Source organism: Streptomyces sp. NRRL F-6492 (assembly GCF_001280125.1).
Taxonomy (GTDB): domain Bacteria; phylum Actinomycetota; class Actinomycetes; order Streptomycetales; family Streptomycetaceae; genus Streptomyces.
Map to the genome: position 1 here is coordinate 37308 of NZ_LGEG01000103.1, position 13102 is coordinate 50409.

11 protein-coding genes and 1 pseudogene are annotated in these 13102 nt (G+C 75.0%); 5 read left to right on the forward strand and 7 right to left on the reverse strand.

Annotated elements, in window-relative coordinates:
• Nucleotides 1–42 precede the first annotated feature (42 nt).
• The 3 genes from ADL08_RS10175 to ADL08_RS10185 are packed head-to-tail and all read right to left on the reverse strand — an operon-like array spanning nt 43 to nt 3169.
• A complete protein-coding gene (locus ADL08_RS10175; RefSeq protein WP_053641754.1) occupies nt 43–1608 on the reverse strand; it encodes a bifunctional RNase H/acid phosphatase in 1566 nt (521 codons plus the stop codon).
• Nucleotides 1608–2351 carry a zinc ribbon domain-containing protein gene (locus ADL08_RS10180; RefSeq protein ID WP_199836984.1) on the reverse strand — a complete coding sequence of 248 codons (744 nt, stop codon included), beginning with the start codon at nt 2349–2351 and terminating at the stop codon, nt 1608–1610. Before ADL08_RS10180 ends, ADL08_RS10175 begins: the two co-directional genes overlap by 1 nt.
• Nucleotides 2348–3169 carry a Nif3-like dinuclear metal center hexameric protein gene (locus ADL08_RS10185; RefSeq protein ID WP_053641755.1) on the reverse strand — a complete coding sequence of 274 codons (822 nt, stop codon included), beginning with the start codon at nt 3167–3169 and terminating at the stop codon, nt 2348–2350. The genes ADL08_RS10180 and ADL08_RS10185 overlap by 4 nt, the downstream gene beginning before the upstream one ends.
• 330 nt (nt 3170–3499) lie before the next feature.
• Here ADL08_RS10185 and ADL08_RS10190 point away from each other — a divergent pair, with 330 nt between their 5' ends.
• Complete coding sequence (locus tag ADL08_RS10190) at nt 3500–4654, forward strand: hypothetical protein (RefSeq protein ID WP_053641756.1); 1155 nt, start codon at nt 3500–3502, stop codon at nt 4652–4654.
• Between the two features lie 340 nt (nt 4655–4994).
• Here the strand turns inward: ADL08_RS10190 and ADL08_RS10195 are convergent, their stop codons facing one another.
• The gene (locus ADL08_RS10195; protein ID WP_053641757.1) at nt 4995–5849 is read right to left on the reverse strand and encodes a MaoC/PaaZ C-terminal domain-containing protein; all 855 of its coding nucleotides are present in this window, start codon (nt 5847–5849) and stop codon (nt 4995–4997) included.
• A gap of 234 nt (nt 5850–6083) precedes the next feature.
• Here ADL08_RS10195 and ADL08_RS10200 point away from each other — a divergent pair, with 234 nt between their 5' ends.
• The 3 genes from ADL08_RS10200 to ADL08_RS10210 are packed head-to-tail and all read left to right on the forward strand — an operon-like array spanning nt 6084 to nt 8985.
• Nucleotides 6084–7040 (forward strand): ABC transporter ATP-binding protein, encoded by a 957-nt coding sequence (locus tag ADL08_RS10200; RefSeq protein ID WP_107092001.1) that lies wholly within the window; start codon nt 6084–6086, stop codon nt 7038–7040.
• A complete protein-coding gene (locus tag ADL08_RS10205) occupies nt 7040–7759 on the forward strand; it encodes an ABC transporter permease (RefSeq protein ID WP_107092002.1) in 720 nt (239 codons plus the stop codon). The genes ADL08_RS10200 and ADL08_RS10205 overlap by 1 nt, the downstream gene beginning before the upstream one ends.
• A gap of 26 nt (nt 7760–7785) precedes the next feature.
• Nucleotides 7786–8985, forward strand: coding sequence for a sensor histidine kinase (locus tag ADL08_RS10210; RefSeq protein WP_053641759.1), 1200 nt, complete (start codon nt 7786–7788; stop codon nt 8983–8985).
• A gap of 8 nt (nt 8986–8993) precedes the next feature.
• Here the strand turns inward: ADL08_RS10210 and ADL08_RS10215 are convergent, their stop codons facing one another.
• Nucleotides 8994–9824: a glycoside hydrolase domain-containing protein gene (locus tag ADL08_RS10215; RefSeq protein WP_053641760.1), complete on the reverse strand. Its 831-nt coding sequence runs from the start codon at nt 9822–9824 to the stop codon at nt 8994–8996.
• Between the two features lie 109 nt (nt 9825–9933).
• Here ADL08_RS10215 and ADL08_RS10220 point away from each other — a divergent pair, with 109 nt between their 5' ends.
• Nucleotides 9934–10566, forward strand: coding sequence for a response regulator transcription factor (locus ADL08_RS10220; protein ID WP_053641795.1), 633 nt, complete (start codon nt 9934–9936; stop codon nt 10564–10566).
• 102 nt (nt 10567–10668) lie between these two features.
• On the opposite strand, the pseudogene ADL08_RS10225 reads toward ADL08_RS10220, so the two are convergent.
• Nucleotides 10669–11586: pseudogene (locus tag ADL08_RS10225) on the reverse strand (DUF6891 domain-containing protein).
• Between the two features lie 54 nt (nt 11587–11640).
• A complete protein-coding gene (locus ADL08_RS10230; protein WP_078968097.1) occupies nt 11641–13095 on the reverse strand; it encodes a DHA2 family efflux MFS transporter permease subunit in 1455 nt (484 codons plus the stop codon).
• Between the last annotated feature and the right edge of the window lie 7 nt (nt 13096–13102).

Genomic DNA, 13102 nt, shown 5'->3' on the forward strand with positions numbered 1-13102 from the left:
GTGGTACGGGGGCGGGTCTCCCCGCCACCCGTTTTCCCCGTCCTACCTGAGGTGCGAGGTGTCGTTGAGGAGGCGTACGGAGGCGTTGCCGTCCGCGTAGTAGGCGACGGCCGAGAGCGAGGCGGCCGACAGCTCCATGCGGAACAGGGACTCCGGCGGGGCGCCGAGGGCGAGCCGGACCAGGGTCTTGATGGGCGTGACGTGGGTGACGAGGAGGACGGTGCGGCCCGCGTGGGCGGCGGTCAGCCGGTCCCGGGCGGCGGCGACGCGCCGGGCGACGGTCGCGAAGCTCTCGCCGCCGCCGGTCGGCGCGGCCTTCGGGGAGGCCAGCCAGGCGTCGAGGTCCTCGGGGTACCGCTCGCGGACCTCGCCGAAGGTCAGCCCCTCCCAGGCGCCGAAGTCGGTCTCCCGCAGGCCCTGTTCGATCCGCACGTCGAGCCCGAGGCGGGCGGCGACGGCGGCGGCGGTCTGGCGGCAGCGGGTCAGGGGCGAGCTGACGATCTCCTGGACCGTGCCCCGGGCGGCGAGCGCGGCGGCCACGGCCTCGGCCTGCCGCAGCCCGGCCGCCGACAGCTCGGGGTCGGTCCCGCCGCTCCCGGAGAACCGCTTCTCGGGCGTGAGCGCGGTCTCCCCGTGCCGCAGCAGCACGAAGGTCGCGGGCACGCCCATGTCGGGTCCGGACCAGCCCTGCTGGGAGGTGCCGCGCGGCTGTACGGAGGCGGGGGCGGAAGCGGAGGCGTCGGCCCGCGTGGCGCCGGTACCAGTGCCGGTACCAGTGCCGATGCCGGTACCGGTGCCGGTGCCGGTGCCGGTGTCAGTACCAGTACCGGCCACGACAGTCGTGTCCGCCGCGTGGCCCGTCGGCGCCAGGACGCCCGCCTCGGCCTCGAAGTCGCCCGAGGCGACCGGGGTGGACGAGGTCACGGTGACCTCGTCGGCGCCGAACAGGCCGTCGTCCGTGGTGGGCCAGGCACCCGCGCCCGCGCTCGTGCCCGCGCTCGTACTCGTAGCGGCGCCGGTTGTCGCCGGGCCGGAGGTCCCGGCAGCCGGGGAGCCGGACAGTGCCGCCCGCGCCCGCGCCGCCCCCGCCCGCGCGTCGCCGGGCGGGCCCGACGGGGGCGGGGCGGCGGCGTTGCGGGCGGCCGAGGCGTCCAGGGCCGCCGTGGAGCCGGAGGGCTCCCACTGGCGGCCGAGCCGCCCCGCGTCCATCGCCTCGTTCGCGAGCCGGTCCGCGTGCTTGTTCCGTTCGCGCGGGATCCACTCGTAGCGGACCCGGCCCGCCGGGAAGACCCGGCCGGCCTCGGCCGCGAGCGGCTTCATGTCCGGGTGCTTGATCTTCCAGCGGCCGGACATCTGCTCGACGACCAGCTTGGAGTCCATGCGGACGTGGACGATGGCGTCCGGGAAGAGCTCCCGGGCCGTCTTCAGGCCCGCGACCAGGCCCTTGTACTCGGCGACGTTGTTCGTCGCCACACCGATGTACTCGGCGGCCTCGGCGAGCGTCTCGCCCGTCACCGCGTCCAGGACCACGGCCCCGTACCCGGCGGGCCCCGGGTTGCCCCGGGAACCCCCGTCCGCCTCGACGACGAGCTCGCGCGCGGAGGTCATTACAGGCCGGACTCCGAGGTGCGGACGAGGATCCGGCGGCAGTTCTCGCACCGGACGACCGTGTCCCTGGCGGCGGCGCGGACCTCGTTGAGCTCGGTGATGTTGAGCTCGATGTGGCAGCCCTCGCACTTGCGCTGGTAGAGCCGGGCCGCGCCCACGCCGCCCTGCTGCTCGCGCAGCTTCTCGTACAGCTTGAGCAGGTCGGCCGGGACGGAGCCCGCGACGAGCTCGCGCTCCTTGGTGACGGAGGCGGCCTCGGCGTCCAGCTCGGCCTGGGCGGCGTCGCGGCGGGCGGTGGCGTCGTCGGTCTTGGCCTGGACGGCGGAGACCCGCTCGGTCAGCTCGGCCAGGCGCTCCTGGACCGACTCGCGGCGCTCCATGACCTCCAGGACGATCTCCTCCAGGTCGCCCTGGCGCTTGGCGAGGGAGACGATCTCGCGCTGGAGGTTCTCCAGGTCCTTCGGGGAGGAGACGGCGCCGGAGTCGAGGCGCTGCTGGTCGCGCGCGGCGCGCTGGCGGACCTGGTCGACGTCCTGCTCGGCCTTGGTCTGCTCGCGGCCGCAGTCGCTCTCCTCGGTCTGCGCGGCGACGAGCAGGTCGCGCAGCTGGGTGAGGTCCTTGGTGAGCGCCTCGATCTCGGCGTGCTCGGGCAGCGAGCGGCGCTTGTGGGCGAGCTGCTGGAGGCGGGTGTCCAGGGCCTGGACGTCGAGGAGGCGGATCTGGTCGGCGGGCGCGGCGTTCAGTTGGGGGCTCCAGGAGAAGAGGTGTGGTGGAAGGACCAGGGGTCGGTGACCGTCTTCGAGACGTGGACGCGGAGGTCCCAGCCGTGACGGTCGGAGATCGCGTCGAGCTGCGCGGCGGCCTGCTCGCACCAGGGCCATTCGGTGGCCCAGTGGGCGGCGTCGACCAGGCCCAGCGGAGTCCGCTGGGTGGCCTCGGAGACCGGGTGGTGGCGCAGGTCGGAGGTGAGGAAGGCGTCCACGCCCGCGGCCCGCACGGCGTCGAAGAGGCTGTCGCCGGAGCCGCCGCTGACGGCGACCCGGCGCACGGGCATGTCCGGGTCGCCGGCGACCCGGATGCCCTGCGCGGTGGCGGGCAGCCGCGCGGCGGCGCGGGCGGCGAACTCGGCGAGGGTCTCCGGGCGGTCGAGCTCGCAGATCCGGCCGAGGCCGTTCTCGGGGACGAGCGGGCCGGTGACGCGCAGGTCGAGGGCGCCGGCGAGGGCGTCGGAGACGCCGGGGTCGGCGGTGTCGGCGTTGGTGTGCGCGACGTGGAGGGCGATGTCGTTCTTGATGAGGTCGTGCACGACGCGGCCCTTGAAGTGACCGGCCGCGACCGTCGTCGTACCGCGCAGGTAGAGCGGGTGGTGGGTGACGATCAGGTCGGCGCCGAGGGAGACGGCCTCGTCGGCGATCTCCTGGACGGGGTCGACGGCGAACAGCACGCGGCCGACCCGGGCGTCGGGATCGCCGCAGACGGTGCCGACGGCGTCCCACTGCTCGGCCCGGTCGGGCGGCCAGAGGGCGTCGAGCTCGGCGATGACTTCAGACAGACGGGGCACGGGGGAAAGGCTACCTGTCCCGCGTGCTCCGCCGCCCTGGCCTGTGGACAACCCCGTCCGGGCTCCGGTCCCTGTGGACGACCCCGCCCCCGCCCCCGGCCCCGGTCCTGGTCCCGCTCCTGGTGGCACCCCTGGTCGCGCCCCACCGCCGGAGCCGCCGACTCCACTTAGGCTCCCCTTACCCCGGGTCACCGCCGGTCACTCCAGCACACCCGCTCTCTCCCGCTCAGCAGAAACGCCGGACGGCCACCCTTATGTGTGAAGTGAGCGGGGTCGTGTTGTTCGGCTGGAAGTGCGAAAACTAGCTTCGTCGCCGGAGGTGACGAGTCGATGACAGCGTGTGCCATCGAGACGACGGCCGAGGACGACGACCGCGAAGGGAAGTACGGCGGGAGCAGCGGCCGGCCGACGGGGTTCACGACCACGGCGAACGGCGCGTACGCGGCCGGGCTCGCGGGCGTCGGCGACGCCCTGTACGTGGAGAGGTGGACCCTCGACGGCCCGGAGCCGTACGCCGTGCCGCTCCCGCTCGACCAGCCGGAGGAGCCGCACACCCAGCTGCTCCCCCTCGCGGACGGCCGGGTCCTCGTCTGCCGCCGCGTGGACGGGCGGCGGCACTCCTTCTCCCTGCTCTACCCCACCGGCCCGGCCACCGGGGAGCTCCGGCTCGGCTCGGTGGACGCGCCCGGCTCCGAGGGGCTGGTGCTGCTCCCGCCCTCGCCGGACGGCATCTGCGCGTACGCGATGTGCGTCGGCCCCGACACCACGACGCTGTGGCTGGTGGCGGGCGGGGCCTTCGGCCCCGAGCGGGTGGCGGAGGTCGCCGGCCACTGCTCGGGCGGGGTGTGGCTCGACCGCACGGGCCGGATGCTCGCCCTGGACCGGCGGCTCGGCGACGGCCCCGTGAAGGCGGTCGCCGTCGACCTGGAGCGGGGCGGGGAGGTGACGCCGCTGCTCCAGATCACCGAGGAGAGCGACGACCGGCTGCTGCTCGCGGACCCGGACAGCGGGCTGCTCCTGATCCGCTCCGACGCGCCGTCGCCGGGCCACGACCGGCTCGGCTGGGGCGTCCTCGGGAGCCTGCTCCCGGTGCGCTTCCCGGACTGCCTGCGGCTCGACGACGCGGCGGTGACGCCGTTCGCCGTGCAGCCGGGGCAGGTGCTCATGCCGGAGAACTGCGCGGTGGCGCTGCGGATCGACGCGGCGGCCGGGAGCTGGGTGGGGACCTGGCGGCCCTCGTCCCGCCGGATGGACCAGCTGGCGGCCCCGCCGGGCTGGCTGGCCGGCACGGGCCTGTGGACGCCGGGGGGCGTGCTGCGGCTGCCGTACGCGACGCCGGGGACGCCGTGCGGGCTCGCGGCCCTGGAGCCGCCGCCCGAGCCGGAGCCCGCACCGGAGCCGGTGACGGTCCCCGAGGAGCCCCGGGTGTGCCGTCCCGTACCGCTTCAGCAGGCTCCCCTGACGGACCGCCGGCCGGCTGACTAGACTTTCGGGCCGCACGCAAGAACGATTTCCACGGGGTGAGTCACAGCATGGAGGAAGTGAACACGGAGGGTGCGCAGTCGCACGGCTCCGGACGGCATCGCGGCGAGGCCTCGCCGGCGGAGGACTCCTCGTCCTCGCCGCACGGCCGCCACCGCCGCGAACCGGACGCCCAGTGACCGGGGCGTCCGGTTGACCGGGCGGGCGGAGTGAGACGGAGGGCCCCGGGAGATCCCGGGGCCCTCCGTCGTTCCCGGTCGCCCCACGCGCGGTGCCGTTCCCGGTCGCCCTACACGCGGTGTCGTTCCCGGTCGCCCTACGCGTGTTCCAGGAAGATGTCGCCCTACGCGTGCTCCACGAAGGTGTCGGCGAGGACGGGGGCGTCGTCGCGCTCCGCCGCCGTGACCGTCGCCTGGACGCCGCCCTCCACGGTCCACATCCGGATGCGCAGGGTCTCGCCGGGGAAGACGATCCCGGCGAAGCGGGCGCGGTACGCGCGGACGCGGGCGACGTCCCCGTCGAGGAGGGTGTCCACGACGGCCTTGAGGGTCATCCCGTAGGTGCAGAGGCCGTGCAGGACGGGCCGGTCGAATCCGGCGAGGGCCGCGAACTCCGGGTCGGCGTGCAGCGGGTTCCAGTCGCCGGAGAGGCGGTAGAGCAGGGCCTGTTCCTCGCGTACGGGGCGCTCCACGGTCCGGTCGGGCGCGCGGTCGGGCACGGCGAGCCGGTCGGAGGGGCCCCGGTCGCCGCCCCAGCCGCCCTCTCCGCGCACGAAGATCCGGGCGTCGCTCGTCCACAGCGGGCCGTCGGCGTCGGCGGTCTCGGAGCGCAGGACGAGGACGGCGGCCTTGCCCTTGTCGTGGACGGCGGCGACGCGGGAGGTGGAGACGGCGCGCCCGCCGGTGGGGAGGGGGCGGTGGAGGGTGATCGACTGGGCGCCGTGCAGGACGGCCATGAGGTCGACGTCGACGCCGGGGGCGGAGAGGCCGTCGACGATCCCCATGCCGCCGCCCGCGACGGTGGCGAAGCTGGGCAGGACGTGGAGCCGGGACTCCAGGGTGTAGCGGAGTTCGGCGGGGTCGGTGGCGGGCGTGCCCGCGCCGAGGCCCAGGTGGTAGAGCTGGACGTCCTTGTGGTCCCAGGCGATCTCGGTGCTGCGGGGTTCGGCGGCGACGGCCTTGGCTGCGTCGATGGGCATCGGGCTGCTGCTCCTCACGGGATCGCCCCGGAACGCGGGGCTCCGGACCGCGATCGCACTAGAACGCGTTCCAGTTCAGTGGCCCTCCTGTATAGCCGAGGCGGCAGGGCTTGGGAAGCCTCGCCGACGGCACGTCAGAACCCCTACGGGACCGACCCCCAGGACATTTGTCACCGTCGGACGCGTACATAACGGCCTACCGAGACGGCCCTCACTCTCCGTAACGTCGTGGTCATGAAGCAGCAGACGCGAGAGAAGCAGGGCCCGGCCGGTGAGTCCGCGATCGCCTTCCGGGCCGTGACCAGGACGTACGGGACCGTCCGCGCCGCCGACGGACTCGACCTCACCGTCCGCCGGGGCGAGACCGTGGCCCTGCTCGGGCGCAACGGCGCGGGCAAGTCCACCGCCATAGGCCTGCTCCTCGGCCTCGACGAGCCCGACGACGGCCGGGTCGAGCTCTTCGGCGGGCCGCCGGCCCGTGCCGTCGCGGCCGGGCGGGTCGGGGCGATGCTCCAGGAGGGCAGGCCGGTCCCCCGGGTCACGGTCCGTGAGCTGGTCGGCTTCGTCGCCCGCACCTACCCGGCACCGATGCCGGTCGCGGAGGCCCTGGCGCTCGCCGGTCTGACCGGCCTCGCCGGCCGGCGCGTGGACCGGCTCTCCGGCGGCCAGGTCCAGCGGGTCCGGTTCGCCGTCGCCCTCGCCGGGAACCCGGAGCTGATCGTCCTGGACGAGCCGACGGCCGCCCTCGACGTCGAGGCCCGGCAGGAGTTCTGGGACGCGATGCGCGGCTACGCCCGCCGGGGCAACACCGTCCTGTTCTCCACCCACTACCTGGAGGAGGCCGACGCGTACGCGGACCGGATCGTCGTCCTCGACGCCGGCCGGGTCGCCGCCGACGGCACGAGCGCACAGCTCAAGCGGGCGGCCGGCGGCAGCCTGGTCTCCTTCGACCTGGCCGGCGGCCCGGCCGGCCCGCTCGACGCGCTGCCCGGCGTGACCTCGTACGAGATCCGGGGCGACCGCGCCCGGCTCCGGACCACCGACTCCGACGCGACGGTCCGGGCGCTGGCGGAGCGGGACGCGATCCGGGGCCTGGAGGTCGCCCCGGCCTCCCTGAACGACACCTTCCTCGCCCTCACCCGAAAGCCCTCCGCTCCGAAGCCGCTCACGACCCTGGAGACGACCCGATGATCACCGCGTACGTACGCCTCGAAGTGCGCCGCACCCTGCGCGACACCGGATTCGCGATCTCGACGGTCGGCGTCCCGGTGCTGATGTACCTCCTCTTCACCAACCTCGGCGGCGCGGACGACAGCGCGTACCGGACGGCCGCGATGGTCGGCATGGCGGCGTACGGAGCGCTGGGCGCCGCGCTCTCCCTCGGCACCGGGATCGCCGAGGACAAGTCCACCGGCTGGCTGCGGCAGTTGAGGATCACCCCGATGACGCCCCGGCAGGTGGTGACGGGCCGGGCCCTGACCGGTTCGGTGGTCGTCCTGCCCGCCATCGCGGGGGTGCTGCTCGCGGGCGGCCTGGCCAACGGGGTGCGGATGGCGGTCTGGCAGTGGGCGGCCGTCGCCGTCACGCTGTGGCTCGGCTCGCTGCCCTTCACCCTGCTCGGCATGGGCAACGGCTACCGGCTCACGGCCCAGACCACCGGCGCTGTCAACGTCGCCTGCAACCTGGGGCTCGCGGTCGTCGGCGGCCTGTGGTTCCCGGTCGTGCTCTTCCCCGACTGGCTCCGGACGCTCTCGGAGTACACGCCGACGAACCGCTTCGCGGAGCTGGGCGTGGCGGTGACCGACGGGCGGGCGCCGACGGCGGCGGCCCTGGCGGTGCTCGCCTGCTGGGCGGCGCTGTTCGGCGCGTACGCGGCGGTCTCGTACCGTCGTTCGGCACGGGCGGCGTGACGGGCACGGGAGTCGAGGGGGCATCCATGAAGATCCGGCGGCGGCGGAGGGAGAGGCTGCGCGAGCGGGGGCCGAGCGGGCTCAGCCTGCTCCCCTGGCTCCTCATGGGCCTGGGCGCGCTCTCGCACCTGCTCGGCGGCGAGGCCCCGAACCCGTGGATCGGCGGCCTGGGCCTGCTCGCCTTCAACTCCCTGTACATCGCGATCGTCCTGCGCGCCTTCGACCCGCGCGTCCGGGAGGCGCCGCTGACCTGGTGGCTGCTCGGCGCGCTCGCGGTGCTCACCTTCGGGCTCGCGATCGGCTACGGCCGGGAGTGGCTGCTGCTCTTCCCGCTCCTGGGCCTGGCGGTGGGGGCGGTGGTGCGGCGCGGGAGGCTGCTGTCCCGGATCACCTTCCCGCTGGTCGCCGGGGTGGCGGCGGTGACGTTCTGGCGGGACGGCTGGGACTCGTTCGGGGTCGTGTACGGGACGTTCATCTCGGTGATGGTGACGGCGGCCATCCTCGCCCTGAACGAGACGGTCCGCGAGCTCCGGGCGACCCGGGAGGAGCTGGCGCGGACGGCGGTGGAGAAGGAGCGGCTGCGGTTCTCGCGCGACCTCCACGACCTCCTGGGCCACACGCTCTCGGTGGTCGTGGTGAAGTCGGAGGCCGCCCGGCGGCTCGCCCCGCACGACCTGGACGCGGCCCTGGCGCAGGTCGCGGACATCGAGTCGGTGGGCAGACAGGCACTGACCGAGATCCGGGAGGCGGTGACCGGCTACCGGGAGGGCAGTCTGGCGGCCGAGCTGGACCGGGCGCGCGACGCGCTCTCCTCGGCGGGCATCGAGCCGGTCGTGCGCCGCTCGGGGCCGCTCCTGGAACCGGCGGCGGAGGCGCTGTTCGGCTGGGTGGTGCGGGAGTCCGTGACGAACGCGGTGCGGCACAGCGGGGCGTCCCGCTGCGTCGTCGAGGTCTCCGGCCCGGCGGCCGGCCGGGCCCGTCTGACGGTCACCGACGACGGCCGGGGCGACGGGCCGGACGACGGGCCGGGGCCGGGGGCCGCCGGGCCGGGACCGGGCGGTCCGGGCAGCGGGCTGCGCGGCCTGCGCGAGCGGCTCGCGGCGGCGGGCGGCACGCTGGAGTCGGGACCGGCCCCGGGCGGCGGCTTCCGGGTCGTCGCGGAACTCCCCGTGGAGACGCCCGGGTCGGGGGCCGGCCCCGGGGAGGCGGGGGCCGGCCGCTGCTGACGGTCCGGTCAGCCGACGATGGCGACCGGGGCGTCCCAGGCGTTGCGGTCGACGTTGATGGTGTGACCGCCGCGGGTCTCCTTGCTGTTGGCCTTGTACTGGTGGCCGCGGCTGTGGTCGGTGTACAGCTTCGGGTCCCAGGGCCAGTCCTTGGTGGTGGTCTCCTGGCCGTTCCACAGGGCGTACCAGAGGTTGCCCGGCAGGTCCGTGCGGTCCTTGGCGGTGGCGATGGCCTTGGCGCTGGAGGTGCTGAAGCCGTAGAGCCCGGCGCGGTAGGTCTTGGCGCGCAGGGTCTTGGTGAAGGAGCGCACGTAGGCGAGGGTGGCGTCGTTGCAGGCCTTGTCGGCGATGTCGTACGACTCCATGTTGAGGTAGATCGGGCTGCCGGGCTTCATGCCGAGCGCGGCGGCCCTGGCGATCGCGTCGTTGGCGTTGGCGGCCCCGACCGAGGCCGCGGTGGCCGCGGTGAACCGCTCCTTGTTCAGGCTCTTCTGGCAGGGCGGCTGGGCGCCGACGTACAGGGGGATGATCCGCCAGCCGAGGTTGCTGACCGACTTCACCCAGGGCTGGGTGAGGTTGGGCTGGGCGCAGCCGCGGTTCTTGCCGCCGATGTAGACGGCGACGCCGCCGTAGTGGGCGTCCTTCTTCCACGCCGTCATCGCGGCGAGCGAGGGCGCCGTGCAGGCATCGAACGCCCGGCCGGTGTAGGTCTTCTGCGCGGGCCACGCGGGGGCGGCCATCGAGGTCTGCGCCGCGATCCCGGCGCCGGCCACGACGACGACGCCGGTCGTCGCCAGGGCGATGTAGCGGCCTTTTCTGGACAGCCGGTGCTTGGGCATTTCCCCACCCCATACGTACGAAGTTCCACGGATTCCGGCCCCGTCCCCCCGGGGCGCGCCCACCCTATCCCGGGGCCGCGCACGCCCTACCCTGGTCCCCGTGACCGAGATGCCGCGGGACCACCGCCCGGGAAAGTCCGTGAGGGTCCTGCTCGCCGAGGACCAGGGGATGATGCGCGGGGCGCTGGCCCTGCTGCTCGGCATGGAGCCGGACATCGAGGTGGTCGCGCAGGTCGGGCGCGGGGACGAGATCGTGGACGCGGCGCTCGTGGCGCGGCCGGACGTGGCGCTGCTCGACATCGAGCTGCCGGGGCGCTCGGGGCTCGACGCGGCGGCGGACCTGCGGGACGAGGTGCCGGACTGCCGGGTCCTCATCCTGACGACGTTCGGCCGGCCGGGCTATCTGCGGCGGGCGATGGAGGCGGGGGCGGCCGGGTTCCTGGTGAAGGACGGGCCGGTGGAGGAGCTGGCCGAGGCGGTCCGCAAGGCCCTGCGGGGCGAGACGGTCGTCGACCCGGCGCTCGCGGCGGCGGCCCTCGGCGCGGGCCCGAACCCCCTGACAGCCCGCGAACGGGACGCGCTGGCGGCCTCGGTGGACGGCGCGACGGTCGCGGACATCGCGGCCGTCCTGCACCTCTCGGAGTCCACGGTCCGCAACTACCTGTCCTCCGCGATCGGCAAGACGGGCACCCGCAACCGCATGGAGGCGGTGCGGGCGGCCCGACGGCAGGGCTGGCTCTGAACCGGCGCGGCGCGACGGCCCCCGTGCCGGGGGCGTGCGGTCCGGCCACCGCCCTCGGGCCGCGCCCGACGCGGGAGGGGGCCCCGGTGCCCGATGCCGTCCCTAACCGACGAGGCGGCGGCGCCAGTCCAGGGGCGTGACGGTGACGGCCCGGCCGGGATCGCCGTCCTACTCGGTGGGGAGGCCGACCGCCGTGAGGGCGGCCACGACCTCGCGGCCGACGGCCGCGGTGGTCTCGGACGAGCCGTCGAAGCCTCCGTAGAGGAGCGTCAGCCCGTGGCCGGCCGCGGCGGAGTCCGTGCACTGGGTGTGGAAGTAGACGAAGCCGCGGGTGTCGGGGCCTCCTTCGTCGCCGATCCCGTCCTGGCCGCAGGCACGGCAGCAGGTGAAGTTCTCGCGGGCGGTGATGCCGGCCTCCTCCAGGGCGGTGAACGCGCGGGTGAGCCGCTCGGGGTCGGTCTCGCCCCGCCACGCGGCCTGCTCCGCGACCCGCTCCAGCCACAACCGGTCGGCCAGCGCCTGCGCCTGCTCGCGCGAGACGGGCCGGCGGTCCTCGGTGACCAGGTACTCCTCCGCGACCTCGGCCAGTTCGGCGCGGGAGGCGTAGCCGCCGGCCAGTACTTCGCGGACGCGCTTCTCCAGCGTCTCGCGCTCGTCCTCGCCGAGATCGAGCGGCGGCACCTCGCGGACGGGGCCCGTGTCCAGCGGCGACCAGGACGGGCCGTCGTCCCAGCCGGCCTCCCGGCGGGCCCAGCCGGTCATCGCCGCGGCCACGTCCCCGGGCCCGCCGACCATGGTGTGGAAGTGCCGGTCGGCGGCGCCGTCGCGGTGCTCCAGCGTGTAGTCGCCGCCGGTCTGGTGCCAGACCTGGACGAAGACGTCGGGCAGGTCGGGTATCCGCTGGACCACCAGGAACCGGTCGTCCTCGCCGCCGATGCGCCGGACCAGCCCGGCCAGCTCCTCGGCGGACACGCGGACGTGCCGCTCCCCGTTCTCCGTATGCACCACGATGTCGAGCATGCACAGACTCTGGCACACCCCTCTGACAGTGGACCCGCCGGGGCCCGGCCGCCCCTAAGGGGTGCCCCGGCGTCCGGACCTCGGCAGCCACAGCAGCATCAGTACGGTCGCGCCGAGCAGGATCGACGCCGAGACGCGGAAGGCGGCCGCGTAGCCGGAGGTGAGGGCGGCCGGGTCGGGGGTGCCGTGGACCGGGCCGGTGACGGCGGCGGCGACGGTGGAGAGGGTCGCGAGGCCGAGGGCGCCGCCCATCGTGCGGGAGGTGTTGACGAGGCCGGAGACGAGGCCCGCCTCGCCGGGGGCGGCGCTGGAGGTGGCGAGGGTGGCCAGCGGGGTGGTGGCCAGGCCGATGCCGCCCATCATGAGGATGCCGGGGCCCAGGATCGTCGTCAGGAAGGTGCCGTCGACGCCCATCGTGGACTGCCAGGCGAAGCCGGAGGCGGCGACGAGGGCGCCGATGACGGCGAGGGCGCGGGCGCCGAGGGCCGGCATCAGGCGGGGCGCGAGTTTAGAGCCCAGGACGACGGCGAGGGAGCTGGGGACGAGCGCCAGGCCGGCCTGGAGCGGGGTATAGCCGAGGACGTTCTGCGCGTACACCGTCATGAAGAACCACATGCCGAAGGAGCTCGAACCGAACAGCAGGATCGCCGTGTTGGCCGCCGACACCGTCCGGGTGCGGAAGATCCTCAGCGGCATCAGCGGGGCCGCCGTGCGGGCCTCGACCGCGACGAACGCGGCGAGCAGGACGAGCGCGCCGAGGAGCGTCAGGAGGGTCTTCGGGTCGCCCCAGCCCGCCTCCTCGGTCTGGACGATGCCGTACGCGAGGGTGGCGAGCCCGCCGGTGACCAGGACCGCGCCCGGCAGGTCGAGGCGGCGGCCGGTGCCGGGGCGGCTCTCGCGGAGCCAGAGGAGGGCGCCGGCGAGGACGAGCGCGCCGATGGGGACGTTGACGAGGAGGACCCAGCGCCAGGACAGCAGGTCGACGAGGAGGCCGCCGACGAAGCCGCCCGCCGCGCCGCCGGCCGCGCCGACCGCCGTCCAGGTGCCGATGGCCCGGCTCCGGGCGGGCCCGGGGGCGACCGCGCCGGTGACCAGGGTCAGGGTGGCGGGCGACAGGACGGCCGCGCCGAGGCCCTGCACGGCGCGCCCGGCGACGAGCTGCCAGCCCTCCTGCGCGAGGCCGCCCGCGACGGACCCGGCGGTGAAGACGGCGAGCCCGAGCAGGAACATCGCCTTGCGCCCGTAGAGGTCGGCGGCCCGCCCGCCGAGCAGCATGAACCCGGCGAAGGCGATCGAGTACGCGTTGAGGACCCACTGGAGACCGAGCCCCGAGAGCCCGAGGTCGGCCCGCAGCGACGGCAGCGCCACGTTCACGACGGAGACGTCGAGCACGACGAGGAACTGCCCCGCGCAGGCCACCAGGACGACCGCCCAGGCACGGGGCGCGAGTGCGGGAGGGACGACGGGGGACGCACTGGTGACGGAGTCGGTCTGCGGCATGACGGTCATGGTCGCA

Excerpts from the sequence above, each read along its gene's own strand:
- ADL08_RS10175 (WP_053641754.1), bottom strand. The coding sequence starts at position 1,608 with ATGACCTCCGCGCGCGAGCTCGTCGTCGAGGCGGACGGGGGTTCCCGG.
- ADL08_RS10190 (WP_053641756.1), top strand. The coding sequence starts at position 3,500 with ATGACAGCGTGTGCCATCGAGACGACGGCCGAGGACGACGACCGCGAA.
- ADL08_RS10195 (WP_053641757.1), bottom strand. The coding sequence starts at position 5,849 with ATGCCCATCGACGCAGCCAAGGCCGTCGCCGCCGAACCCCGCAGCACC.
- ADL08_RS10200 (WP_107092001.1), top strand. The coding sequence starts at position 6,084 with ATGAAGCAGCAGACGCGAGAGAAGCAGGGCCCGGCCGGTGAGTCCGCG.
- ADL08_RS10210 (WP_053641759.1), top strand. The coding sequence starts at position 7,786 with ATGAAGATCCGGCGGCGGCGGAGGGAGAGGCTGCGCGAGCGGGGGCCG.
- ADL08_RS10215 (WP_053641760.1), bottom strand. The coding sequence starts at position 9,824 with ATGCCCAAGCACCGGCTGTCCAGAAAAGGCCGCTACATCGCCCTGGCG.
- ADL08_RS10220 (WP_053641795.1), top strand. The coding sequence starts at position 9,934 with ATGCCGCGGGACCACCGCCCGGGAAAGTCCGTGAGGGTCCTGCTCGCC.
- ADL08_RS10230 (WP_078968097.1), bottom strand. The coding sequence starts at position 13,095 with ATGACCGTCATGCCGCAGACCGACTCCGTCACCAGTGCGTCCCCCGTC.